Source organism: Pseudomonas putida (assembly GCA_041071465.1).
GTDB lineage: Bacteria > Pseudomonadota > Gammaproteobacteria > Pseudomonadales > Pseudomonadaceae > Aquipseudomonas > Aquipseudomonas putida_P.
The window spans coordinates 1688394-1710593 of sequence record CP163498.1 but is presented as its reverse complement, the minus strand read 5'-3'; the positions used below and the strand labels follow the sequence as shown (position 1 = coordinate 1710593).

At 64.0% G+C, this 22200-nt stretch carries 16 protein-coding genes and 2 pseudogenes; 10 read left to right on the top strand and 8 right to left on the bottom strand.

Features of this window, described 5'->3' with window-relative positions:
- Positions 1-73: 73 nt before the first annotated feature.
- The gene (locus tag AB5975_07925) at positions 74-979 is read right to left on the bottom strand and encodes a TonB family protein (GenBank protein XDR21755.1); all 906 of its coding nucleotides are present in this window, start codon (positions 977-979) and stop codon (positions 74-76) included.
- Positions 980-1070: 91 nt separating this feature from the next.
- Positions 1071-2024: a glutathione synthase gene (gshB, locus tag AB5975_07920; GenBank protein XDR21754.1), complete on the bottom strand. Its 954-nt coding sequence runs from the start codon at positions 2022-2024 to the stop codon at positions 1071-1073.
- 154 nt (positions 2025-2178) lie between these two features.
- Between gshB and AB5975_07915 the strand changes: the two genes are divergently transcribed.
- The 7 genes and pseudogenes from AB5975_07915 (at position 2179) to AB5975_07885 (ending at position 11726) form a co-directional block, all read left to right on the top strand.
- Complete coding sequence (locus tag AB5975_07915; protein XDR21753.1) at positions 2179-2580, top strand: PleD family two-component system response regulator; 402 nt, start codon at positions 2179-2181, stop codon at positions 2578-2580.
- 47 nt (positions 2581-2627) lie between these two features.
- On the top strand, positions 2628-2993 hold the full coding sequence (gene pilH / locus AB5975_07910) for a twitching motility response regulator PilH (protein XDR21752.1): 366 nt from the start codon (positions 2628-2630) through the stop codon (positions 2991-2993).
- Entirely contained in the window at positions 2990-3544 is a 555-nt protein-coding gene (locus AB5975_07905) for a chemotaxis protein CheW (protein ID XDR21751.1), read from the top strand. The genes pilH and AB5975_07905 overlap by 4 nt, the downstream gene beginning before the upstream one ends.
- 47 nt (positions 3545-3591) lie before the next feature.
- A complete protein-coding gene (locus AB5975_07900) occupies positions 3592-5616 on the top strand; it encodes a methyl-accepting chemotaxis protein (GenBank protein XDR22937.1) in 2025 nt (674 codons plus the stop codon).
- A gap of 22 nt (positions 5617-5638) precedes the next feature.
- Positions 5639-10581: pseudogene (locus tag AB5975_07895) on the top strand (Hpt domain-containing protein).
- Positions 10574-11047 carry a chemotaxis protein CheW gene (locus tag AB5975_07890; GenBank protein XDR21750.1) on the top strand — a complete coding sequence of 158 codons (474 nt, stop codon included), beginning with the start codon at positions 10574-10576 and terminating at the stop codon, positions 11045-11047. The pseudogene AB5975_07895 and the gene AB5975_07890 overlap by 8 nt, the downstream one beginning before the upstream one ends.
- Before the next feature lie 61 nt (positions 11048-11108).
- Positions 11109-11726, top strand: coding sequence for a hemolysin III family protein (locus tag AB5975_07885; GenBank protein ID XDR21749.1), 618 nt, complete (start codon positions 11109-11111; stop codon positions 11724-11726).
- Here AB5975_07885 and AB5975_07880 read toward each other — a convergent pair whose 3' ends face one another.
- The 3 genes from AB5975_07880 to AB5975_07870 all read right to left on the bottom strand — a co-directional run bounded on the left by AB5975_07880 (position 11727) and on the right by AB5975_07870 (position 14598).
- Positions 11727-12446, bottom strand: coding sequence for a 16S rRNA (uracil(1498)-N(3))-methyltransferase (locus AB5975_07880; GenBank protein XDR21748.1), 720 nt, complete (start codon positions 12444-12446; stop codon positions 11727-11729). It abuts the gene before it with no gap.
- Positions 12447-12620: 174 nt separating this feature from the next.
- Positions 12621-14027 (bottom strand): adenosylmethionine--8-amino-7-oxononanoate transaminase, encoded by a 1407-nt coding sequence (locus AB5975_07875; protein ID XDR21747.1) that lies wholly within the window; start codon positions 14025-14027, stop codon positions 12621-12623.
- Between the two features lie 79 nt (positions 14028-14106).
- Positions 14107-14598 carry a hypothetical protein gene (locus tag AB5975_07870; GenBank protein XDR21746.1) on the bottom strand — a complete coding sequence of 164 codons (492 nt, stop codon included), beginning with the start codon at positions 14596-14598 and terminating at the stop codon, positions 14107-14109.
- A gap of 210 nt (positions 14599-14808) precedes the next feature.
- Between AB5975_07870 and AB5975_07865 the strand changes: the two genes are divergently transcribed.
- The 3 genes from AB5975_07865 to AB5975_07855 all read left to right on the top strand — a co-directional run bounded on the left by AB5975_07865 (position 14809) and on the right by AB5975_07855 (position 18023).
- A complete protein-coding gene (locus AB5975_07865) occupies positions 14809-16659 on the top strand; it encodes a flavin monoamine oxidase family protein (GenBank protein XDR21745.1) in 1851 nt (616 codons plus the stop codon).
- Between the two features lie 201 nt (positions 16660-16860).
- Positions 16861-17412, top strand: a complete 552-nt coding sequence (locus tag AB5975_07860) for a cytochrome b (GenBank protein ID XDR21744.1) — start codon at positions 16861-16863, stop codon at positions 17410-17412.
- 32 nt (positions 17413-17444) lie between these two features.
- The gene (locus tag AB5975_07855; GenBank protein ID XDR21743.1) at positions 17445-18023 is read left to right on the top strand and encodes a YceI family protein; all 579 of its coding nucleotides are present in this window, start codon (positions 17445-17447) and stop codon (positions 18021-18023) included.
- An 85-nt stretch (positions 18024-18108) separates the two neighbouring features.
- Here AB5975_07855 and AB5975_07850 read toward each other — a convergent pair whose 3' ends face one another.
- The 3 genes and pseudogenes from AB5975_07850 to AB5975_07840 form a co-directional block, all read right to left on the bottom strand.
- Entirely contained in the window at positions 18109-20001 is a 1893-nt protein-coding gene (locus tag AB5975_07850; protein ID XDR21742.1) for a DEAD/DEAH box helicase, read from the bottom strand.
- A gap of 217 nt (positions 20002-20218) precedes the next feature.
- Positions 20219-21006, bottom strand: a pseudogene (locus AB5975_07845) (substrate-binding periplasmic protein).
- Between the two features lie 51 nt (positions 21007-21057).
- Complete coding sequence (locus tag AB5975_07840) at positions 21058-22134, bottom strand: hypothetical protein (GenBank protein XDR21741.1); 1077 nt, start codon at positions 22132-22134, stop codon at positions 21058-21060.
- Positions 22135-22200: the final 66 nt, after the last annotated feature.

Below are 22200 nucleotides of genomic sequence, written 5' to 3'. Positions count from 1 at the left end.
ATCGAGCGCCGCCCGCGCGGCGCTCGATATCCGCGCCACCGCATCTCGCAAGCCCTACGCCCAAGGCCAATACTCAATTACTGGACAAACGGTCCCCACGGGCAAACCGCCATGTCCGAATAATCTCCAACCGGTCAAACTCAGCCAAATCCCCAGTAAACGGTGCAAACGGCGCCGCCAGCCTTACGATGCGCTGTGCCGCCTGGTCCAGCACCGGTTGCCCGGACGACTCCAGCACCAGCACCTCGTACAGCGAGCCATCACGGTTGATCGACACCATCATGCGCAAGTTGCCGTAAATCTGCTGCCGGCGCGCTTCGTCGGGGTAGTTCAGGTTGCCCACCCGCTCGACCTTCTTGCGCCACTCTTCCTTGTACCAGGCGCCCTTGTCGCGCATGGTCGAGGCGGCGTTCAGGCGGTGAATGCGCGGGCGTTTGGCGTACATCTGCTGTTCGTTGGAAAGCTCCGCCTCCAGGCTGGCGATCTGGCTGGACAGCTGCGAGCTGTCGAAGTCTGGCGCAGGCGCGGCCGGTTTGGGCTGCACCTTGCTTTCCTTGGGCTTGGGTTCGACCTTTTGCGGCTTGGGCGCGGTCGTCACTACCGCCGACTTCTGCGGGGTAGGCGGGGGTACCACTTCGGGCCTGGCGGCGGGTGGTGGGGTGATCTTGTTGATCTTGCTGTCCTGGAACGGGGCCAGTTCGGTGGTCGTGGGGACCGCCTTCTTGTCCAGGGTGCCGCTGCCCTGCTGGTTGTCCTGGGCCTGGAAATCGGCCTTCTCGGGCGCTTTCTCGCTTTTGAAGGTGGCCAGGGTGATGTCCATGGTGTGGCGAATTTCGGCAGGCTTGACCACGGTGAAGCCGACGCCAAGAATCAGCGCCAGGTGCACCAGGGCAGCCAGAAACAGGGTGAAGCCGAGCCGGTCCACCGGGCGAACACGGGGAGGCAGCAGGTCGGCAGGGATGTCAGCGGGCAGCGTCATCAGGTATCCAGCAACCGCAGGGCGGGGCAGTAGCTCAGTCGAATAGGACCGGCATCATACCCCACTCTAGGGTCTAGCTTCGCGTTGGCTGTCAGCGCGCCTTGAGCTTGCGATCAATGGCATCCATCAACTTGCCACCGATATCGGTGTTGTAGGCGGCATCGATCTCGCGAATGCAGGTGGGGCTGGTGACGTTGATTTCGGTGAGGAAGTCGCCGATCACGTCCAGGCCCACGAACAGCAGGCCCTTCTCGCGCAGGGTCGGCCCGACCTGGGCGGCGATCCAGCGGTCGCGCTCGGTCAGCGGGCGGGCCTCGCCCCGGCCGCCAGCGGCCAGGTTGCCACGGGTCTCGCCACTGGCAGGGATACGCGCCAGGCAATAGTCCACCGGCTCGCCATCGATCATCAGGATGCGCTTGTCGCCGTCCTTGATCGCCGGCAGGTAGGCCTGGGCCATGATCTGCTGGGTACCCAGCGCTGTCAGGGTTTCCAGGATCACCGACAGGTTGGGGTCGCCAGCGCGGTGTCGGAAGATCGACGTACCGCCCATGCCATCCAGTGGTTTGAGGATCACGTCAGCATGCTTGGCGGCGAATTCGCGAATGATGTCCGGGCGGCGGCTGACCAGGGTCGGCGTGGTGCACTGCGGAAACAGCGTGGCGAACATCTTCTCGTTGCAGTCGCGCAGGCTCTGCGGGCGGTTGACCACCAGCACGCCATCATTCTCGGCCTGTTCCAGCAGGTAGGTGCTGTAGACGAACTCCATGTCGAACGGCGGGTCCTTGCGCATCAGGATCACGTCCAGCTCGGCCAGCGGGCTGTCCTGCTCCTCGCCCAGCTCGAACCAGCGTGCCGGGTCGGCGAACACCTTCAGCGGGCGCATGCGTGCACGGGCCTTGCTTTCGCCCTGGTACAGGTCTTGCTGTTCCATGTAGAACAGGCTCCAGCCGCGTGCCTGGGCGGCCAGCAGCATGGCCAGCGAACTGTCCTTCTTGTAGGAGATGGACGCGATGGGGTCCATGACAATGCCGAGGCGAACGCTCATGGGGTGGTTCCTCTTGGCGGCGCTTGGCCGCGATGGCTCGAAAGAAAAGTGGCTCAGGGTGGCGCCGCGAGCGCCGCCGGTCAAGGGGCGGCGCAGATGGAATGGCCTTCCGGAGTGTGCTAAAAGTGCAGCTAATTTCCATTGGTAGGCGTCTATGGAACAACCCCTGAAGGTGATGGTGATCGACGATTCCCGCACGATCCGCCGCACCGCACAGATGTTGCTCGGTGAAGCGGGCTGCGAGGTGATCACCGCCAGCGATGGCTTCGATGCCCTGGCCAAGATCGTCGACCACCAGCCCAGCATCATTTTCGTCGATGTGCTGATGCCGCGCCTGGACGGTTACCAGACCTGCGCGGTCATCAAGCACAACAGTGTCTTCAAGGACACCCCGGTGATCCTGCTGTCGTCGCGCGACGGCCTGTTCGACAAGGCTCGTGGCCGGGTGGTCGGTTCCGATCAGTTCCTGACCAAGCCGTTCAGCAAGGAAGAATTGCTCGACGCGATCCGCGCCCACGTGCCCGGGTTTGCCGTACCTCAACAACACGCACCCTGACCGCGCCCCGCCATGGCACGGTCCTACTTTCCTGATGGGGAAACAGCATGGCCCGAGTTCTGATTGTCGACGACTCGCCGACAGAGATGTACAGATTGACCGAATGGCTGGAGAAGCACGGCTACCAGGTGCTCAAGGCCAGCAACGGTGCCGATGGCGTGGCCCTGGCCCGGCAAGACAAGCCCGACGCTGTGCTGATGGACATCGTCATGCCTGGCATGAACGGTTTCCAGGCCACTCGCCAGCTCAGCAAGGACCCAGAGACCAGCGCCATCCCGGTAATCGTGGTGACCACCAAGGACCAGGAAACCGACCGCATCTGGGCCACGCGCCAGGGTGCACGTGACTTCCTGACCAAGCCGGTGGAAGAGGACGCGCTGATCGCCAAGCTCAAAGAAGTGCTGGGGGCTTGACCACCCGCCCGCAGGGCGCGTCGCTGACCGCCTTCGAGTTGTTGCTGGACATCGACCGGCGCTGCCGCCTGCTGGTGGCCGACCAGCCACCGCAGGACAACCGACTGCAGCAGTGGAGCGGCATCGGTTTTCGCATTGCCGGGCAGTGGTTCGTCGCGCCCATGGGCGAAGTGGCCGAAGTGTTGCGCGAACCGCGCAGTAGCCGTGTTCCCGGCGTGCAGCCGTGGGTGTGCGGGGTGGCCAACCTGCGTGGCCGGCTGTTGCCGGTGATGGACCTGAGCAGCTTCTTCGGCCTGGGCCACGCCGCCCCAGGCAAGCAGCGGCGGGTGCTGGTGCTGGACCACGATGACCTGTTCGTCGGCCTGCTGGTGGACGAGGTACTGGGCCTGCAGCACTTTGCCCTCGACAGCTTGCAGTTGTCGCCGCCGCAACCACTGATCCGGGCCGCTGCACGCTTTGTGCAGGGGCACTTCCCGCGTGAACGCAACTGGGCGATCTTCAGCCCCTTCGCCCTGGCCCAGGCGCCGGGCTTTCTCGATGTGGCGTTATAGGACCTGCGAACGTGAACAAGCCTGCCACCCCAGTCACTGCCACCACCGTGACCCCACGTACCCGCAGCATCGCGCAGATCACCGTGCTGTTCCTGATCCTGATCCTGTCGATCATCCTGCTGTTCGCCAACTTCGCCTACCTCAATACCCAGTCCAACTACGACAAGCAGTACATCGGCCATGCCGGCGAGCTGCGTGTGCTGTCGCAACGCATTGCCAAGAACGCCACCGAAGCGGCCACCGGCAAGGCGTTGGCGTTCAAGCTGCTGTCGGATGCGCGCAACGATTTCGAGCGTCGCTGGGGCTACCTGCGTCAGGGTGACAAGTCCACCGGCCTGCCGCCTGCGCCACCCTCGGTGCGTGACGAGATGGAGTCGGTACGCCGTGACTGGGAAAACCTGCGTAAGAACACCGACATCATCCTGGCCAGCGAGCAGACCGTGCTGTCGTTGCACCAGGTGGCGGCGACCCTGGCCGAGACCGTGCCGCAGTTGCAGGTGGAATACGAAAAAGTGGTCGAGATCCTGCTGCAGAGCGGTGCCCCGGCCAATCAGGTGGCGGTGGCCCAGCGCCAGCTGTTGCTGGCCGAGCGTATTCTCGGCTCGGTCAACACGGTGTTGGCCGGTGACGACAGCGCAGCCCAGGCGGCCGATGCCTTTGGCCGCGACGCCGGGCGCTTTGGCCAGGTGCTGGAGGGCATGCTCAATGGCAATGCGACCATCCAGGTAACCCGCGTCGAGGACGCCGACGCTCGCGCACGGCTGGCCGAAATTGCCGAACTGTTCCAGTTCGTTGCAGGTTCGGTCGATGAAATTCTCGAAACTTCGCCCGAACTGTTCCGTGTGCGTGAAGCCGCAGGCAACATTTTCAGCCTTTCGCAAACCTTGCTCGACGAAGCCTCGCACTTGGCCAACGGTTTCGAGAACCTGGCCGGTGGGCGCACCCTCGACACCGTTGGCGGTTACGCCCTGGGCCTGCTGGCGCTGGCCTCGATCATCCTCATCGGCCTGGTCATGGTGCGTACCACCAACCGCCAGTTGCGCGAGACCGCAGAAAAGAACGAACGCAACCAGCAGGCGATCATGCGCCTGCTCGACGAAATCGAAGAGCTGGCCGACGGCGACCTGACCGTGACCGTGTCGGTGACCGAAGACTTCACCGGCGCCATTGCCGACTCGATCAACTATTCCGTGGACCAGCTGCGCGACCTGGTCGCCACCATCAACCACAGCGCCATGCAGGTTGCCGCCGCTGTGCAGGACACGCAGAACACCGCTCGCCAACTGGCCAAGGCCTCCGAGCACCAGGCCGCACAAATCAGCGAAGCGTCCGAGGCGGTTGGCGACATGGTCGAGTCGATCGATCGGGTGTCGGCGCATGCCTATGAATCGGCCAAGGTGGCCGAGCGCTCGGTGGCTATTGCCAACAAGGGCAACGAGGTGGTGCATAACACCATCAACGGCATGGACAACATTCGCGAGCAGATCCAGGACACCGCCAAGCGGATCAAGCGCCTGGGCGAGTCTTCCCAGGAAATCGGCGACATCGTCAGCCTGATCGACGACATTGCCGACCAAACCAACATTCTCGCACTCAACGCTGCGATCCAGGCCTCGCTGGCCGGTGAGGCCGGCCGCGGGTTTGCCGTGGTCGCCGACGAGGTACAGCGCCTGGCCGAACGCTCGTCGTCGGCTACCCGCCAGATCGAGGCACTGGTGCGCACCATTCAGGCCGACACCAACGAAGCGGTGATCTCCATGGAGCAGACCACCGCCGAAGTGGTGCGCGGCGCCCGCCTGGCCCAGGATGCCGGGGTGGCGCTGGCCGAGATCGAAGGGGTATCGCAGAACCTTGCCGACCTCATCCACAGCATTTCCGACGCTGCCCAGTTGCAGACTTCTTCGGCAGGGCAGATCTCCCATACCATGGCGGTGATCCAGCAGATTACCGCGCAAACCTCCGCAGGCTCGGGTGCCACCGCCGACAGTATTCGCCACCTGGCCCGCATGGCCAGCGAGATGCGCCGTTCGGTGTCCGGTTTCACCCTGCCGCCACCGGCAGAACCCAAGTGAAGCGCCGCGCAGAGGAGTGCCCATGGCTGTCGCTGCTGTAAGCCCCGAGCGCCACGAAACGGTGGCGCTGGCCTGGACCAAGGCCGCCATTCTCGATTGCCTGGGCCAGGCACGGCAGGCGCTGGAGCGCTTCGCCGGCGAACCGGGCGACTTGTCGATGCTGGCCTTCGTGGTCGACAACTTGCACCAGGTGCATGGCTGCCTGCGCATGCTCGAGCTGCGTGGCGCCACGCGCCTGGCAGAGGAACTGGAGCTGTTCGCCAAGGCGTTGGCCGATGGCCAGGTCAGCCCACGGGGCGATTGCCTGGGTGCGCTGTTCCGTGGTCTGGAGCAGTTGCCGTCGTACCTTGAGCGCTTGCGCGGCGCCCGCCACGATCTGCCGTTGGTGATGCTGCCACTGCTCAACCAGCTGCGCGCCTGCCGTGGCATCGAGCCGCTAGCCCAGGCAAGCCTGATAAGTGGTGCTGCGCAACGCTTTGCCGGGTCCGACGACCTGGCCAACCTCGACCTGTCGTTGGGCAACTGGCGCGATCAATTGCAGGCCGGGCCGGGCCGCGATGCCCTGCGCTCGGTGGTGACCGCGCTCTGCGACGACCTCATGCGCATCAAGGAGCGCCTGGACCAGTTCGTGCGCAGCGATCGTCAGCACAGCGAGCAGCTCGATGCCCTGCTGGCGCCGCTGCGCCACGTGGCCGATACCCTGGCTGTACTGGGCTTCCAACAACCACGGCGGGTGATCATCGACCAGGTGCTGGCGCTGCAGGCCTTGGCCCAGGGCGAGCGGTCGGTGGACGATGCGGTGCTTATGGATGTGGCGGGGGCCTTGCTGTACGTGGAGGCTTCGCTGAACGGCATGGTCGGCCCACTGGAGGAAAACGGCCAGGGTAGCCTGCCGGGCTCGGACCTGGCCGAGATACGCCAGCTGGTGTTGAGCGAGTCGCTGAATGTATTGCAGCAGGCCAAGGACCTGATCGGCGACTACCTGGAGTCCGACTGGCCTCGGCAGCGCCTGCAACCTTTGCCAGGGCTATTGCAGCAGGTTCGCGGGGCTTTGGCCATGTTGATGCTGCCCGCCGTGGCCGAGCTGTTTGCCGGCTGCGCAAGTTATGTGCAGCGTTGGTTGCAGCACCTGGACGAAGAGCCGCCCGCCGATGAGCTGACGCACCTGGCCGAGGCGCTGAGTGCTGCCGAGTGTTACCTGCAATGGCGGGTGGCCGACCCGTTGGCGGATGGCCAGCCCTTCATCGACAGGGCGCGTGCCAGCCTGGCGGCGCTGGGCGTGCACTGTGCGCAGGCTGACGCCCGAGCGGGCCTGGGAGCCGATGGCGATGGCATCGACGACGAGCTGCGCGAAGTGTTTCTCGAGGAAGCTGGCGAGTTGCTTCCGGAAATCGAGCGTCACTGGCTGCGCTGGCGTGCGGACAACCAGCAGCGTGGGGCGCTGGGGAAGTACGTCGTGCGTTGCATACCCTCAAAGGCAGCGGTCGCATGGTGCATGCCGAGGCGGTGGCTGAACTGGCTTGGGGCGCCGAGCACCTGCTGAACCGGGTACTGGAAGGCCGCAGCGTGCTCAGCCCGGAGGGCGTGGTGGCCCTGCAGCAGGTGTTTGTCCATCTGCCCGATTTGCTGGCCGACTTTGCCGCCGGCCAGCTGCCGCAACTGACCGAAATCGAGCAACTGGCTGGGCACCTGCACGCCCTGGCTGAAAACGACGCACCAGCCACGGCCAATATCGATGGCCTGGATCCGCAGTTACTGGATATTTTTCGCAGTGAAGCGCAGGGCCACTTGGCCAGCCTCGATGCCTTCCTGCAGGGCGCCGATGGTCACGATACGCCGGTCAGCGATGGCCTGCAGCGTGCCCTGCACACGCTCAAAGGCAGTGCCGCCATGGCCGGGGTGATGCCGGTCGCCGAACTCGCCACCGCCTTCGACCGCTTGGCCCGTGAGTACAAGGGGCATCAACTGCCGCTGCAAATGGCCGAGATGGAATGGTTGGAAGCCGCGCGCTCGCTGTTTCATCTGGGCCTGGCGCAACTTGACAGCACGCCGCTGGCTGCCATTCCCGGCGCTGCGGAGCTGATCGAGCAGGTTGGCCAGGCAGTGGACGGCCGCCTGGCCAGCTTGCATGACGACCCGCAGCACGCGCGGCGCAGCAAGCGCGACCCGCAGTTGGTCGCCAGTTTCCTGGCCCAGGCCATGGACATTCTGCTCAATGCCGAGTCGGTGCTGTCGCGCTGGCAGCAGCAGCCAGGTCAGCGTGACGCACTGGACACCCTGCTTGATGAAATGACCACCCTGGGCCATGCCGCTCACCTGGCTGACCTGTGGCAGATGGATGATGTGTGCGAGGCCTTGCTCGACCTGTACGGTGCAGTAGAAGAGGGCAGCCTGCCCGCCGATGCACGCTTCTTCGCCCAGGCGCAGCACGCCCATGAAGCCCTGCTGGACATGCTCGACGAAGTGGCGGCTGGACAGGATCTGGCGCCGCGCCCAGAACTGGTTGGCAGCCTGCGCAACCTGTTGGACCAGGCCCTGCCCCCGGATGCAACCGGCCTTGTGGGCATTGATACGGTCACACCGCTGCACCCGGACATGGACCTGACCGATACCTTGGGGCTGGGGCACCCGTCGTTGCTGCCGGGGGCCGCCGAGCCGCTGGTCGAGAAGCCGGAAAACCCCGGCGAAGAACTGCTGGAAGTGTTCCTCGAAGAAAGCTCGGACATCGTCGAAAGCGCCGCAGCAGCCCTGGCGCGCTGGCAGGCCGACCCGCGCAACAGCGTCGAGGTGGACAACCTGATGCGCGACCTGCACACCCTCAAGGGCGTGGCGCGCATGGTCGAAATCGCCCCGATCGGCGACCTGGCCCACGAACTGGAGTTTCTCTACGAACTGTTGGCCGCCGGCCGTTTGCCACCGAGCGCGCCGCTGTTCGCCCTGCTACAGAACTGCCACGACCGTCTGGCGCACATGCTCGATGCCGTGCGCCTGGGGCAGCCGCTGCATGCTGCCACGGCGCTGATCGACTACATTCGCAATTTCAGCAGCGCGGCACTGACCGACAGTGCCGCGGGCCAGGGAGCGCTGGAGGCTGCAACCGCCGAAGTGCCGGCAGCGGCGCCAGAGCGGGCGCCGGGCGACATGGTCAAGGTCGATGCCGAGCTGCTCGACGACCTGGGTAACCTGGCCGGCGAGCACTCGATCATTCGTGGGCGCATCGAGCAGCAGGTCAACGATGCGCAGTTCACCCTCAACGAGATGGAAACCACCCTCGAGCGCATGCGCGACCAGTTGCTGCGCCTGGACGTCGAGACCCAAGGGCGAATTTCCAGCCGTCAGCAGTTCGAAGGCGATGCCTATGACGATTTCGACCCGCTGGAAATGGACCGCCATTCGCAGCTGCAGCAACTGTCGAGGGCCCTGTTCGAGTCTGCCTCGGACCTGCTCGACCTGAAGGAAACCCTGGCCCAGCGCGCTCAGGAGGCGTATAGCCTGCTGCAGCAGCAGGCGCGGGTGAACAGCCAGTTGCAGGAAGGCCTGACCGCCACCCTGATGGTGCCGTTCGAACGCCTGGTGCCGCGCTTGCAGCGCGTGGTGCGGCAGGTGGCCAGCGAGCTGGGCAAACAGGTGGAGCTGGTGGTCGGCAATGCCGAGGGTGAGCTGGACCGCAGCGTGCTCGAACGCATGGTGGCGCCGCTGGAGCATATGCTGCGCAACGCCGTCGACCATGGCCTGGAAAGCCGCGAAATGCGCCTGGCTGCCGGCAAGCCGGAGCAGGGCACCATTCACCTGAATTTGTTGCACGAAGGTGCCGATATCGTCATCGAAATGACCGATGACGGTGCCGGCGTGCCACTGGAGGCGGTGCGGCGCAAGGCCATCAAACGCGGCCTGCTGGACCCGCAGGCCCAGTTGAGCGATCACGAGATCCTGCAGTTCATCCTGCGCCCGGGCTTTTCCACCGCCGAAAAGATCACCCAAATTTCCGGTCGCGGGCTGGGCATGGATGTGGTGCATGAGGAGGTCAAGCAACTAGGGGGCTCGATGAGCATCGAGTCGGCCCAGGGCAAAGGCGCGCGCTTCTTGATCCGCCTGCCGTTCACGGTGTCCATCAACCGCGCGTTGATGGTGCACCTGGGCGAAGAGCAGTACGCAATTGGGCTCAATACCATCGAAGGTATCGTTCGTGTGCCGCCGGCCGAGCTGGCGGCGTGCTACCAGTTGGACGCGCCACGTTATGTCTACGCCGGCCACGAATACGAGCTGCGCTACCTGGGCGAGTTGCTGCAAGGTGTGCCACGCCCGACGCTGCTGGGGCAGAGCGTGCCATTGCCGGTGCTGCTGGTGCATGCCAAGGAGCAATCGTTCGCCATCCAGGCCGACGGCCTGTCGCCCAGCCGCGAGATCGTGGTGAAGAGCCTGGGGCCGCAGTTTGCCGCGGTTGCCGGGTTGTCGGGGGCAACGTTGCTGGGCGATGGTCGGGTGGTGTTGATTCTTGACCTGCTGGGCCAGCTGCGCGGCCAGCAGCGACGGCTGGCTCGCCTGCCCGCTGGTGGCAGCCAACGCCAACTGCTTGGCCCGGCACCACGCCGCCCCTTGCTGGTGATGGTGGTGGACGATTCGGTAACCGTGCGCAAGGTCACCAGCCGCCTGCTGGAGCGCCACGGCATGAGCGTGCTCACAGCCAAAGACGGTGTTGACGCCATGGCCTTGCTGGAAGAGCACCGGCCCGACGTGTTGCTACTGGACATCGAGATGCCACGTATGGATGGTTTCGAGGTGGCTACACGTATCCGCCGTGACGCCCGCCTGAAGGACCTGCCTATCATCATGATCACTTCGCGTACCGGGCAGAAGCACCGCGACCGCGCCATGGCCATCGGCGTCAACGAGTACCTGGGCAAGCCGTACCAGGAGTCGCTGTTGTTGCAGAGCATCGCCCATTGGAGCCAGACCCATGCTTGAACTGATTGCCGGCCAACGCAGCAGCCTGACCGGGCTGTTGCTGCCGTTGGGTGACCGCACCCTGGTGCTGCCCAACGTGGCGGTGGCCGAGTTGAGCGGGCAGCGCAACCTGGTGTGTCAGCACGGTGATCCCGCTTGGCACCTGGGCTGGATCGACTGGCGCCAGCAACGCTTGCCGCTGATTGGTTTCGAGGCGGCGTGCGGTGGCGAGACGCCGTGCGGTGAGCGGGCACGCGTGGTGGTGCTCAATGCCTTGGGCGATACCGGGCTGCGTTACCTGGCGCTGTTGCTGCAGGACATCCCGCGTTCATGCAAGCTCGACAGCCAGCTCAACTATGTGGACGTGGCACTGGGGCGCCTGGAGTTGGCGGCGGTGCAGGTGGGCGAGCAGGTGGCAAGGGTGCCGGACCTGGTTGCATTGGAAAGGCTGGTGCGTGACGCGGATCTGCAACCTGATCTTGGGTAGGATGTAAGGCCGAAAAAGACTGCTTCAGGAACCCAGCCCACCTCGGGAGGTCTGTGTTTGCATGTATTACGGTGAACGCTTCAACGCCTGGACTCACCTGGTCGGTGCTGTCCTCGCCTGTATCGGTGCCATCTGGCTGATCGTGGTCGCGGGCCTGCAAGGCGACCCGTGGAAGATCGTCAGTTTCTCCATCTACGGCAGCACGCTGCTGTTGCTGTACAGCATTTCCACCCTGTACCACAGCACCCGCGGGCGAGCGAAGGTGATCATGCGCAAGCTCGATCACCTGTCGATCTACCTGTTGATCGCCGGCAGCTACACGCCGTTTTGCCTGGTCAGCCTGCGCGGCCCGTGGGGCTGGAGCCTGTTCGGTGTGGTCTGGGGGCTGGCGGTGATTGGCATGTTGCAGGAGATCAAGCCGCGCTCCGAGGCGCGGATCCTGTCGATCATCATTTATGCCGTGATGGGCTGGATCGTGCTGGTTGCAGTCAAGCCATTGCTCAATACGCTGGGCACCGCAGGTTTTACCTGGCTGGCGGCCGGCGGGGTGTTCTACACCGTCGGCATCATCTTCTTCGCCTTCGATAGCCGTTTCCGCCACTGGCACGGCATCTGGCACCTCTTCGTAATTGCCGGCAGCCTCATGCACTTCGTGGCGGTGTCGTTCTATGTGCGTTAGTTAAAAGTCGCCCCACAGCTGCTGTGCCACCGACAGCGCCACCACCGGCGCGGTTTCGGTGCGCAGCACGCGTGGGCCAAGGCGTGCTGCGTGGAAACCGGCGGCTTTGGCCTGTTCGACTTCGGCTTCGCTAAGGCCGCCTTCGGGGCCGATCAGGAAGGCCAGGCCTGCAGGCTTGGCATGGCTGGTGAGCGGTTCGGCCACCGGGTGCAGGACCAGCTTCAGGTCAGCCTGAGTGCTGCTCAGCCACTCGGTTAGGGGCACGGGTGGGTGGATGACCGGCAAGGTTGAGCGCCCGCATTGTTCGCAGGCACTGATCGCCACTTGGCGCCAGTGGGCCAGACGTTTGTCGGCACGTTCGTCCTTCAGGCGCACTTCGCAGCGTTCGCTGACGATCGGGGTGATTTCGTTGGCGCCCAGTTCGGTGGCCTTCTGGATCGCCCAGTCCATGCGTTCGCCGCGCGACAGGCCTTGGCCGAGGTGCACGTGCAGCGGTGAGTCGGCCTGGCCGGTGAAGGCTTGGTCGAGGCTGACACGCACGGTTTTCTTGCCCACTTCAAGCAGTTGGCCGAGGTATTCCTGGCCGCTGCCGTCGAACAGCTGCACGGCGTCGCCGGGGGCCATGCGCAGCACGCGGCCGATGTAGTGGGCCTGGGCCTCGGGCAGGTCGTGTTCGCCAAGGCTCAGGGGGGCGTCGATGAAGAAGCGGGACAGTCTCATGGGGTGCTCGTTTTAAAGGTTTACTCGCCCGTTGTAGGAGCGGCCTTGTGTCGCGAAAGGGCTGCGCAGCGGCCCCAGGGTTTCAGCGGCGATGCATGAATTGCTTGGGGCCGCTGCGCGGCCCTTTCGCGACACAAGGCCGCTCCTACAGGGGGTCGGCGCCGGCTTTCGGGCTTAGCCCGGATCGCGGAAGTCGGGGTGGAAGTTGGCCGGCACGGCAACGCTGACGCTATCGCGGGTGGCTATGTCGATGCCTTCACTGGCCACCTCGGCAAGGAAGTCGATCTGCTCCGGGGTGATCACATACGGCGGCAGGAAGTACACCACATTGCCCAGCGGCCGCAGCAGGGCGCCGCGGGTCAGGGCGTGTTCGAATACCTTCAGGCCACGCCGCTCTTGCCAGGGGTAGGCAACCTTGCCAGTCTTGTCTTTCACCATCTCGATGGCCAGGGCCATGCCGGTCTGACGAATTTCGGCAACGTGAGCATGGTCGGCCAGGTGCGCAGTGGCTGTGGCCATACGCGTGGCAAGAGCCTTGTTGGCCTCGATCACGTTGTCCTGCTCGAAGATGTCCAGGGTCGCCAGCGCCGCTGCGCACGCCAGCGGGTTGCCGGTGTAGCTGTGCGAATGCAGGAACGCACGCAAGGTCGGGTAGTCATCGTAGAAGGCCTGGTACACCTTGTCGGTGGTCAGGCAGGCGGCCAGCGGCAGGTAACCGCCGGTCAGGGCCTTGGACAGGCACAGGAAGTCTGGGCGGATGCCGGCCTGCTCGCAGGCGAACATCGTGCCGGTACGGCCGAAGCCCACGGCGATCTCGTCGTGGATCAGGTGCACGTCGTAGCGGTCGCAGGCCTCGCGCAGCAGCTTGAGGTAAACCGGGTGGTACATGCGCATGCCGCCTGCACCTTGGATCAGCGGCTCGACGATCACGGCGCTGATCGAGGCGTGGTGCTCGGCCAGGGTCTGTTCCATGGCCTGGAACATGTTGCGCGAGTGCTCTTCCCAGCTCATGCCCTCGGGGCGCAGGTAGCAATCGGGGCTGGGCACCTTGAGGGTGTCGAGCAGCAGCGCCTTGTAGGTTTCGGTAAACAGCGGCACATCGCCTACCGACATGGCGGCAATGGTTTCGCCGTGATAGCTGTTGGTCAGGGTGACGAAGCGCTTCTTGTCCGGTTTGCCGACATTCTGCCAGTAGTGGAAGCTCATCTTCAGCGCCACTTCGATGCACGACGAGCCATTGTCGGCGTAAAACACCCGGTCGAGGCCGGCCGGGGTCATGGCCACCAGGCGCTCGGACAACTCGATGACCGGCTGGTGGCTGAAACCGGCCAGGATCACGTGTTCCAGCTGATCCACCTGGTCCTTGATGCGCTGGTTGATGCGCGGGTTGGCGTGGCCGAACACATTGACCCACCAACTGCTCACCGCGTCCAGGTAGCGCTTGCCTTCGAAGTCCTCCAGCCACACACCTTCGCCGCGTTTGATCGGGATCAGCGGCAGCTGCTCGTGGTCTTTCATCTGGGTGCAGGGGTGCCACAGGACCTTGAGGTCGCGTTGCATCCACTGATCATTGAGGCCCATCGGCACTTCTCCTGGCTTTACGGCGTGGTTCGACCGCGTAAGCTTAAGCAATGCCGCAGGGCAGGACAACCGCTGCCGTTCAATGGCGGTGGGTGCCGGTCCATTCGAGGCGACGGATGTGCACGGTGCCAGCCTGCGAGGTGGAAATGGTCAGGCGCCGGAATGGCCCTTCGATCAGCTGGTAGTAGGGGTGTGTGGCGATGGGGCCGGGGCGCAGGTCGCGCAAGCCGTTGCCTTCCAAGGTAAGCCAGTAGAAGTTGAGCAGCGTCGGTGCAGCCAGGTCATGGCCTTGGTTCTCGGCATCGAACAACATGTGCAGGTCGTCGCAGAGAAAATCGCTGACCACATAGTATTCCAGCCGCAAGCATTCGACTTCCTGGGCGAAGGTGATTTCCACGTCGCTGTGTTCACCAATCACCAGTTCGGTGCCGTCTTCACCCTTGAACGCTTCATGAAAGCCGGTCCAGGAGGTGCTGTTGGAGCGGATACTCAGCCCGGATGCCATATGAAGCGTCTGCTTGTGCCACAGATACTGCCGTTCGACGTGTTGGAAGTGCTCCTCGAAGATCATGCGTATGCCCTCCTGGCGGGGCTGCTGGCCAACTTCGCCAGCTTTACCTGCCATCGTGTGACATGGCTACTGGCAAAAATGTCAGTTGCCAAAAGGACTTGATGTCACTGCGCTGGCAGGGTGGTCGGACCTGACGTATTCTTAACGCATCTTCCTGGGGCATCCCTGCCTCTCCCCGTTTCTGTAACCTCTGACTCGGAGTTCGCCAACATGGCTGCTGCTTGGGTGCGCCTGTGCGCGTTGGTATTGATTGGTGTGTCCAGCGGCGCCGCGCTGGCAAAGGACAAGACGCCTACGGCAATTGTCGTGGGTGGCGGCCTGGCAGGCCTGACGGCCGCCTACGAGTTGCAGAACAAAGGCTGGCAGGTAACGCTGCTGGAGGCCAAGGCGGGCATGGGCGGGCGTTCTGGCCTGGCAACCAGCGAGTGGATCGGCAATGCCAAGGCGCAGCCGGTGCTGAACCAGTACCTGGACCGTTTCAAGCTTGAAACACTGCCAGCGCCGGAGTTCGTGCGTACCCCCGGTTACCTGATCGACGGCGAGTACTTCAGTGCCACCGACCTGGCCACCAAGCAGCCGGCTACCGCCGAGGCGCTCAAGCGTTACGAGAAAACCCTCGACGACCTGGCCCGTTCGATCGACGACCCGCTGAACCCGCAAGCAAACAGCACGTTGTTCGCCCTCGACCAGATCAACGTCTCCACCTGGCTGGACAAACTGCAACTGCCGACCACCGCCCGCCAGCTGGTCAACCAGCAGATCCGTACGCGCTACGATGAACCGTCGCGCCTGTCGTTGCTGTATTTCGCCCAGCAGAACCGCGTGTACCGCGGCGTCAGCGACCGCGACCTGCGCGCCGCGCGGCTGCCCGGTGGCAGCCCGGTGCTGGCCCAGGCCTTCGTCAAGCAATTGAAAACCATCAAGACCAGCTCGCCGGTCACCGCCATTGTCCAGGACAAGGACGGCGTCACGGTAAAAGTCGGCAGCGTCGGCTACCAGGCGGATTACCTGGTAATGGCCGTGCCGCTGCGCGCCCTGGCCAAAATCCAGATGACCCCAGGCCTGGACAGCCAGCACCTGGCCGCGCTCAAGGGTACCAACTATGGCTGGCGCGACCAGCTGATGCTCAAGTTCAAGAAGCCGGTATGGGAAAGCCGCGCGCGCATGTCGGGCGAAATCTTCAGTAACGCCGGCCTTGGCATGCTGTGGATCGAGCCGGCGCTCAAGGGCGGCGCCAACGTGGTCATCAACCTGTCCGGCGACAACGCCCGCCTGCTGCAGGCGTTTGGCGACAAGCAGATGGTCGACCAGGTGCTGATACGCCTGCATGCCTTCTACCCGCAGGCCCGTGGTGCCTTCACCGGTTATGAGGTCAAGCGCTACAGCACCGACGCCGGTACCGGCGGCGCCTATCTGGCCTATGGCCCAGGGCAGATCAGCAAGTACTGGCGCCTGTGGGAGCGCCCGGTGCAGCGCATCACTTTTGCTGGCGAGCACACCGACGCCCTGTATCCAGGCACCCTGGAAGGCGCCCTGCGCAGCGGCCAGCGTGCGGCCAGCCAGGCCCAGGATCTGCTGGCCGGCAAGTCGTTTGACCCTGCCAAGGCGGCACCGGTCGCAGCGGCGGCGGCGGGTTCGGCGGCCGCCAAGGCGAGCAAGGGTGGGTTCTTCTCGAACATGTTTGGTGGTTCGTCTGACAAGGCTGACAAGCCTGACGCGGCGCCTGCCAAAGCTGAGTCGAAGCCTGTCGATGAGGCCAAGCAGGACAAACCTGGCTTCTTCAAGCGTCTGTTTGGTGGGGCGGACACGCCCGAGGTGAAGGCAGAACCGATTGCCAAGGCTGAAGCAGTGGCGCCAGCCCCAGCGCCTGCTCCCCAAACCGCGCCCGCCCCGGTCGCGCCTGCACCTGCAGTGAAGGAAGCGGCTGCCAAGCCTGCGGCCACCAAGGCGGCACCGGCCAAGCATGCGCCGACGCACAAACCTGTTGAGGCCAAGAAAGCGACAGCCAAGTCCGAGCCTGCGAAGAAGGCTGTGGCCAATACCCAGGCCAAGGCTGGCTGATCGATCGCCAGTACCGACCGCTTGGCAGCACGAGGCCGGTACTGGCAACCTCTATTTCCCCGGCTATCGTTAATGTTTCCTTAATGGGAAGCTTACAGAATACATATCGGATTTCTCGATAATCCGAAGCAATTTTTTCCGCTTTTATTCGATACGTTACGCGTTAGTCTGTGCACAGCTTTCACGGAGAAACACGCCAACATGCAACTGCGCAATTCACCCTCTCGCTACGGCGTGGTCAGTATCGTCCTGCATTGGGGCGTGGCGCTGGCAGTCTTCGGCCTGTTCGGCCTGGGCCTGTGGATGGTCGGTCTCGACTACTACAGCCCCTGGCGCAAAGCCGGGCCGGACCTGCACAAGAGTATCGGCCTGGTTTTGCTGGCAGTGATGTTGCTGCGGGTGGTCTGGCGTTTCATCAGCCCCCCACCTCCGGCGCCCGCCAACCATGGCGCGGTCACACGCCTGGCGGCCAAGCTGGGCCATTTGGCCCTGTACCTTGGGCTGTTTGCGGTGATGGCGGCCGGTTACCTGATTTCCACCGCCGACGGCGTCGGCATTCCGGTGTTCGGCCTGTTCGAAGTGCCGGCACTGGTCAGCGACCTGCCCGACCAGGCAGATGTGGCGGGGGTGATTCATCTGTGGCTGGCATGGGGCCTGGTGATTTTTGCCGTGCTGCATGCCCTGGCAGCGCTCAAGCACCATTTCATCGACCGTGACGCGACCCTGACCCGTATGCTGGGCCGCAAAGCTTGACTCTCAACCTCAATTGCATAGGAAGGAACAGGATGTTGAAAAAGACTTTTGCCGCTCTGGCGCTCGGTACCGCTCTGCTCTCCGCTGGCCAGGCCATGGCTGCCGAGTACAAGATCGACAAGGAAGGCCAGCACGCGTTCGTTGACTGGAAAATCAGCCACCTGGGCTACAGCTTCATCCACGGTACCTTCAAGGACTTCGACGGCAACTTCACCTGGGACAGCGCCAAGCCTGAAGCCAGCAAGATCAGCGTCGACCTGAAGACCGCCAGCCTGTGGTCGAACCACGCCGAGCGTGACAAGCACATCGCCAGCGCCGACTTCCTCGATGTGAAGAAGTATCCTGAAGCCAAGTTCGTTTCTACTGCCGTCAAGTCGACTGGCGAAAAGACTGCTGACGTTACGGGCGACCTGACCATGCACGGCGTAACCAAGCCGGTCACCTTCAAGGCAACCTTCAACGGTGAAGGCAAGGACCCATGGGGCGGTGAGCGCGCTGGTTTCAACGCCACCACCACCCTGAACCTGAATGACTTCGGCATCAAAGGCCCAGGCGCTACTTCGCAGACGCTGGACCTGGATATCAGTGTCGAAGGTGTGAAGCAGAAGTAAGCATTGCCTTGGCAATGAAAAACGCCGCCCATTGGGCGGCGTTTTCGTTTCCCGTGGAGTGCCCTGAAATCGGGCTACTCCGGGTTCAGCCTTTTCGGGTCAACAAGGCCGGGCGCTCACCGCGTGGTCGGGTCGGCACGTCATCCAACTGCTCAGGCGTCGGGTAACGGTCGAGCTTGGATTCCTTGCGGATGATCACCGGTTGTTTTTCTGGCTGGCGTGGGTTACGCACGGCAGGCTCCTGCCGGGCTGCGTCATCACGGGCTGGGCGACCACGGCCACCGCCGTCACGACGGGCACCGCCACCGTTGTTGGCGCGGGCAGGGCGCTTTTCGCCGCCACCACCGCTGCCGCCACTACGCTGCTGGCCGCCACTGCGAGCTTGGCCCTGGCCCCCAGCGTTGCTGCGTTGACCGCTATTCTGGCCCTGGCCTGCACCGCCACCCGGGCGGCGATTGCGGCCTTGGTTCTTGCCTTGGTACGGGCTGACGTAGTCGGCACGGTTACCGAAGTTGTCGACATCGTCGTCCAGGAATTCTTCCGGGTCGCGGTCGGCCGGTACTTTCGGCACGCTGTTGCTGCTGGCCTGCTGCTGTTGGCGTGGCTTCTTGTCACGCGGCTTGCGCGGCTGCTGTTGCTTGTCGCCGCTGTTTTCCTTGTCGGCCGGCTTTTCTGCAGCTTGCTGCTTGGCCTTGCCTTTGTCCTTGCCCTTGTCCTTGCGGCCGCCGTTGGCGTCTTTACCGCCTTCGCCGCGGCCCTGCTGGTTGCGGCCACCGCGGCCGCTGTTCTGCGGGCGCTCGCGCACTTCAGGCTTTTCGGCTTCTACCTGGCTGGCGTCGAAGCCCATCAGGTCGCCATCCTGGATGCGTTGCTTGGTCACCCGCTCGATGCTCTTGAGCAGCTTCTCTTCATCTGGCGCGACCATGGAAATGGCTTCGCCCGAGCGACCGGCACGGCCGGTACGGCCGATGCGGTGAACGTAATCTTCCTCGACGTTCGGTAGCTCGAAGTTGACCACGTGCGGCAGCTGGTCGATGTCCAGGCCACGGGCGGCGATGTCGGTGGCGACCAGCACGCGCACACTGTTGGCCTTGAAATCGGCCAGGGCTTTGGTGCGGGCGTTCTGGCTTTTGTTGCCGTGGATTGCGGCGGCTGTCAGGCCGTGCTTTTCCAGGTACTCGGCCAAGCGGTTGGCGCCGTGCTTGGTCCGGGTGAACACCAGTACCTGTTCCCAGGCGCCCTGGGTGATCAGGTGTGCCAGCAGTGCACGCTTGTGGCTGGCGGGCAGGCGATAGACGCGCTGCTCGATACGCTCGACAGTGGTGTTCGGCGGCGTGACCTCGATGCGCTCCGGGTTGTGCAGAAGCTTGTCGGCGAGGTCGGTGATGTCCTTGGAGAAGGTGGCCGAGAACAGCAGGTTCTGGCGCTTGGCCGGCAGGCGGGCGAGGACCTTCTTGACGTCGTGAATGAAGCCCATGTCGAGCATGCGGTCGGCTTCGTCGAGCACCAGGATTTCCACGTGGGCCAGGTCGACCTTGCCTTGGCCGGCCAGGTCGAGCAGGCGGCCTGGGCAGGCGACCAGCACGTCAACGCCTTTGGCAATGGCCTGGATCTGCGGGTTCATGCCAACGCCGCCGAAGATGCAGGCGCTGACCAGTGGCAGGTCACGGGCATAGACCTTGAAGCTGTCATGCACCTGGGCTGCCAGTTCGCGGGTCGGGGTCAGGACCAGCACGCGGGGCTGGCGCGGGCCGTGACGCTGCGACTTGTCGGGGTGGCCGGCCGGGAACAGGCGCTCGAGGATCGGCAGGGCGAAGCCGCCGGTTTTACCCGTACCTGTCTGTGCGGCAACCATCAGGTCGCGGCCTTGCAACACGGCGGGAATGGCCCGCTGTTGCACGGGGGTCGGCTGGGTGTAGCCCGCAGCCTCGATAGCGCGGACAAGAGCCTCGGAGAGACCGAGGGAAGCAAAGGACATGGGCGATCCTGTTCTCGTGTGGGCTGGGCCCGTTGGGATGTTCTGCCTGGCGCGACGGGCATCGGTGGGATGCGATCGCGTCCGGTCCAGCTGGGCTTTCACTGCACATCCGGGAAACGGGGGCTGGACGCGAGGGGCGTCTGTGCCGATCGGGATGCCTGTTGCGAGGCCGAGCGTCCGGGCGTGAGCCGGGCGGGAAGGCCCGAGTATAACAGAGCTATCGCGCTGTGCTGCTTTCCTGCTGCTCAACGGCGTTGAGAATGTTTCCAATGTCGCCTGTGTAGCGGTTGCTGATCGCTGCATAGGCCGGTTCTTGCTTGAACCGCTGCAGTTCTTCGGCAAAGGCCAGGGCCAGTGCTTCCGCCCGGGCTTGCGCACCAACCCCAGATACTGGGTCTGGCGGCTGATCACCAACGGTAATTCCTCGACTTGCTGTTGCAGGCCCAGCTGATGGAGCAGGTAATGCCCAACCCTACGGTCGGTGATCGCCAGGTCGATGCGGCCCAGCATCAATTTGCCGAAATTGGCCTCGAGAGTAGGCGCGGGTTCGCGTGCGAAATAGGGGGCGTCGTTGAACGCTGCACCATAGGCGTAGCCGGGCGATGTGCCGACGGTGAGGCCGGCGAGGTCCTCCAGGTGGGCTACGCCATGGCGACGTGCACGCGCCTGGAACAGGACGAATTCGACGTCCGACATAGGCTCGGGGGCGTACACCAGGTAGGGCTGACGCGATTCGGTCTGGAAGATGTCGAGGATGCCATCGGCCAAGCCTTGTTCGACCATGGCCAGGCAGCGTTTCCACGGCAGGAACTGCCACTCCACTTCTACGCCGAGGCGCTTGAAGACCTGGCTGGTGACTTCGTAGTCGATACCGCGCGGTTGGCCGTTGTGCTGATACACATAGGGTGCCCAGTCGTCGGTCACCAGGCGCAGGCGCTCGCCCAGAGCCAACGGGCTCAGGCAGGCGAGCAGCAGGATCCAGAACAGGCGGGCGATGTGTGGCATGGCCGGAGATTACGCGGTCGGCCGGCCCAAGACCAGTGCCCCTCGAATGTCTCAGCCTTGCGATGTTTGCAGCAGATGTGCCTCGACATCCTTGCGCCGCTCACCCAGCGACAACCGCAACCCTGGGTGGCGCAGGCATTGTCGCAGTCGCTCGGGTTCCATGTGGCCATGGCGGGCATTGAGGTTTTCCAGGGCCTTGTCCCACCAGGCCGGCGCGCAGGCACGGTCGAATTCGTTGGGGTAGGGGTAGCAGCCATACAGTAATTCGCGGGCGAATTGGCGCTCTTGGCTGGGCAACGTCAGGCTCAGTGCCTTGTAACCCAGGCGGTGCAGGGTGGGTGGCCGCGGCAACTGGTCGTTGACCAAACTAACGTCGGCCAACGCTGCCGGGCTCAGTGGGTCGTGGCCGTGCTTGCGCAGCCAGGCCTGAATCTTGGCGCGGAACTGCGCCTTGCGGCTCCAGTAGTGATGGATGACGTCGGTGCACTCGGCCAGTTCCAGCTTGCGATAAGCCGCCACTGCCAAGCAGAACTCCTCGAGGGTGTAGGCTTCGCGCGCCAAGGGGTAGAACTCGTCCATCATGGCGATGGAGCGGTCCAGGGTGTTGCTGTCTTCGGCAGTAAGGCCGATCAACCCGGAGTTGATCAGTGGCATCTGGCAATCGGCCAGGCCCCGTGAGCCGAGAATGGCCAGCAGGTTTTTGTACAGCAGGCACTTCTGGTCGGCGCCATAGCGCGGGCCGATGGCGTTGCACAGTAGGCGGCCGGGCGCCACGCGCGCGAACAGTTGCAGTGGCGAAGTGCGGAAGAACGTGTCGGTGTCGATCAACACTGCCAGCGGGTGTTGCTGCAGTACCTGGCGCAGCAGTACATGCTTGCTGCGAAAGTGATAACCGTGCGGGGCGTTCCATGCCTGGCGGGTGGCCTCGTCCAGCAGGTGCACGGTGACGGGCAGGCTGGCGTAGGGCTGCGGATTGTCGGTGTAAACCTGGATGCCTATGGCGTCGCTGGCTGCGCTGCCCAGTTGGGCGAGGGCGCTGATGATGCTGAAGCAGGCTTCCTGATGATAGGTGGCTGGGCCGAAAGCCAGGTAGACAAGCTGTGGGCGCGAAGGCTGGGGGTGCTGCATGGCAGGCAAGACCTGTTTAACCCGAAAATGAATAAGGCTTTAGTCTATGACCAAAGCCTTAATCAT

What these genes read in the sequence shown, in the direction of transcription:
- AB5975_07925 (XDR21755.1), bottom strand. Translation starts at nt 979, where the DNA reads ATGACGCTGCCCGCTGACATCCCTGCCGACCTGCTGCCTCCCCGTGTT.
- gshB (XDR21754.1), bottom strand. Translation starts at nt 2,024, where the DNA reads ATGAGCGTTCGCCTCGGCATTGTCATGGACCCCATCGCGTCCATCTCC.
- AB5975_07915 (XDR21753.1), top strand. Translation starts at nt 2,179, where the DNA reads ATGGAACAACCCCTGAAGGTGATGGTGATCGACGATTCCCGCACGATC.
- pilH (XDR21752.1), top strand. Translation starts at nt 2,628, where the DNA reads ATGGCCCGAGTTCTGATTGTCGACGACTCGCCGACAGAGATGTACAGA.
- AB5975_07890 (XDR21750.1), top strand. Translation starts at nt 10,574, where the DNA reads ATGCTTGAACTGATTGCCGGCCAACGCAGCAGCCTGACCGGGCTGTTG.
- AB5975_07885 (XDR21749.1), top strand. Translation starts at nt 11,109, where the DNA reads ATGTATTACGGTGAACGCTTCAACGCCTGGACTCACCTGGTCGGTGCT.
- AB5975_07880 (XDR21748.1), bottom strand. Translation starts at nt 12,446, where the DNA reads ATGAGACTGTCCCGCTTCTTCATCGACGCCCCCCTGAGCCTTGGCGAA.
- AB5975_07875 (XDR21747.1), bottom strand. Translation starts at nt 14,027, where the DNA reads ATGGGCCTCAATGATCAGTGGATGCAACGCGACCTCAAGGTCCTGTGG.
- AB5975_07870 (XDR21746.1), bottom strand. Translation starts at nt 14,598, where the DNA reads ATGATCTTCGAGGAGCACTTCCAACACGTCGAACGGCAGTATCTGTGG.
- AB5975_07865 (XDR21745.1), top strand. Translation starts at nt 14,809, where the DNA reads ATGGCTGCTGCTTGGGTGCGCCTGTGCGCGTTGGTATTGATTGGTGTG.
- AB5975_07860 (XDR21744.1), top strand. Translation starts at nt 16,861, where the DNA reads ATGCAACTGCGCAATTCACCCTCTCGCTACGGCGTGGTCAGTATCGTC.
- AB5975_07855 (XDR21743.1), top strand. Translation starts at nt 17,445, where the DNA reads ATGTTGAAAAAGACTTTTGCCGCTCTGGCGCTCGGTACCGCTCTGCTC.
- AB5975_07850 (XDR21742.1), bottom strand. Translation starts at nt 20,001, where the DNA reads ATGTCCTTTGCTTCCCTCGGTCTCTCCGAGGCTCTTGTCCGCGCTATC.
- AB5975_07840 (XDR21741.1), bottom strand. Translation starts at nt 22,134, where the DNA reads ATGCAGCACCCCCAGCCTTCGCGCCCACAGCTTGTCTACCTGGCTTTC.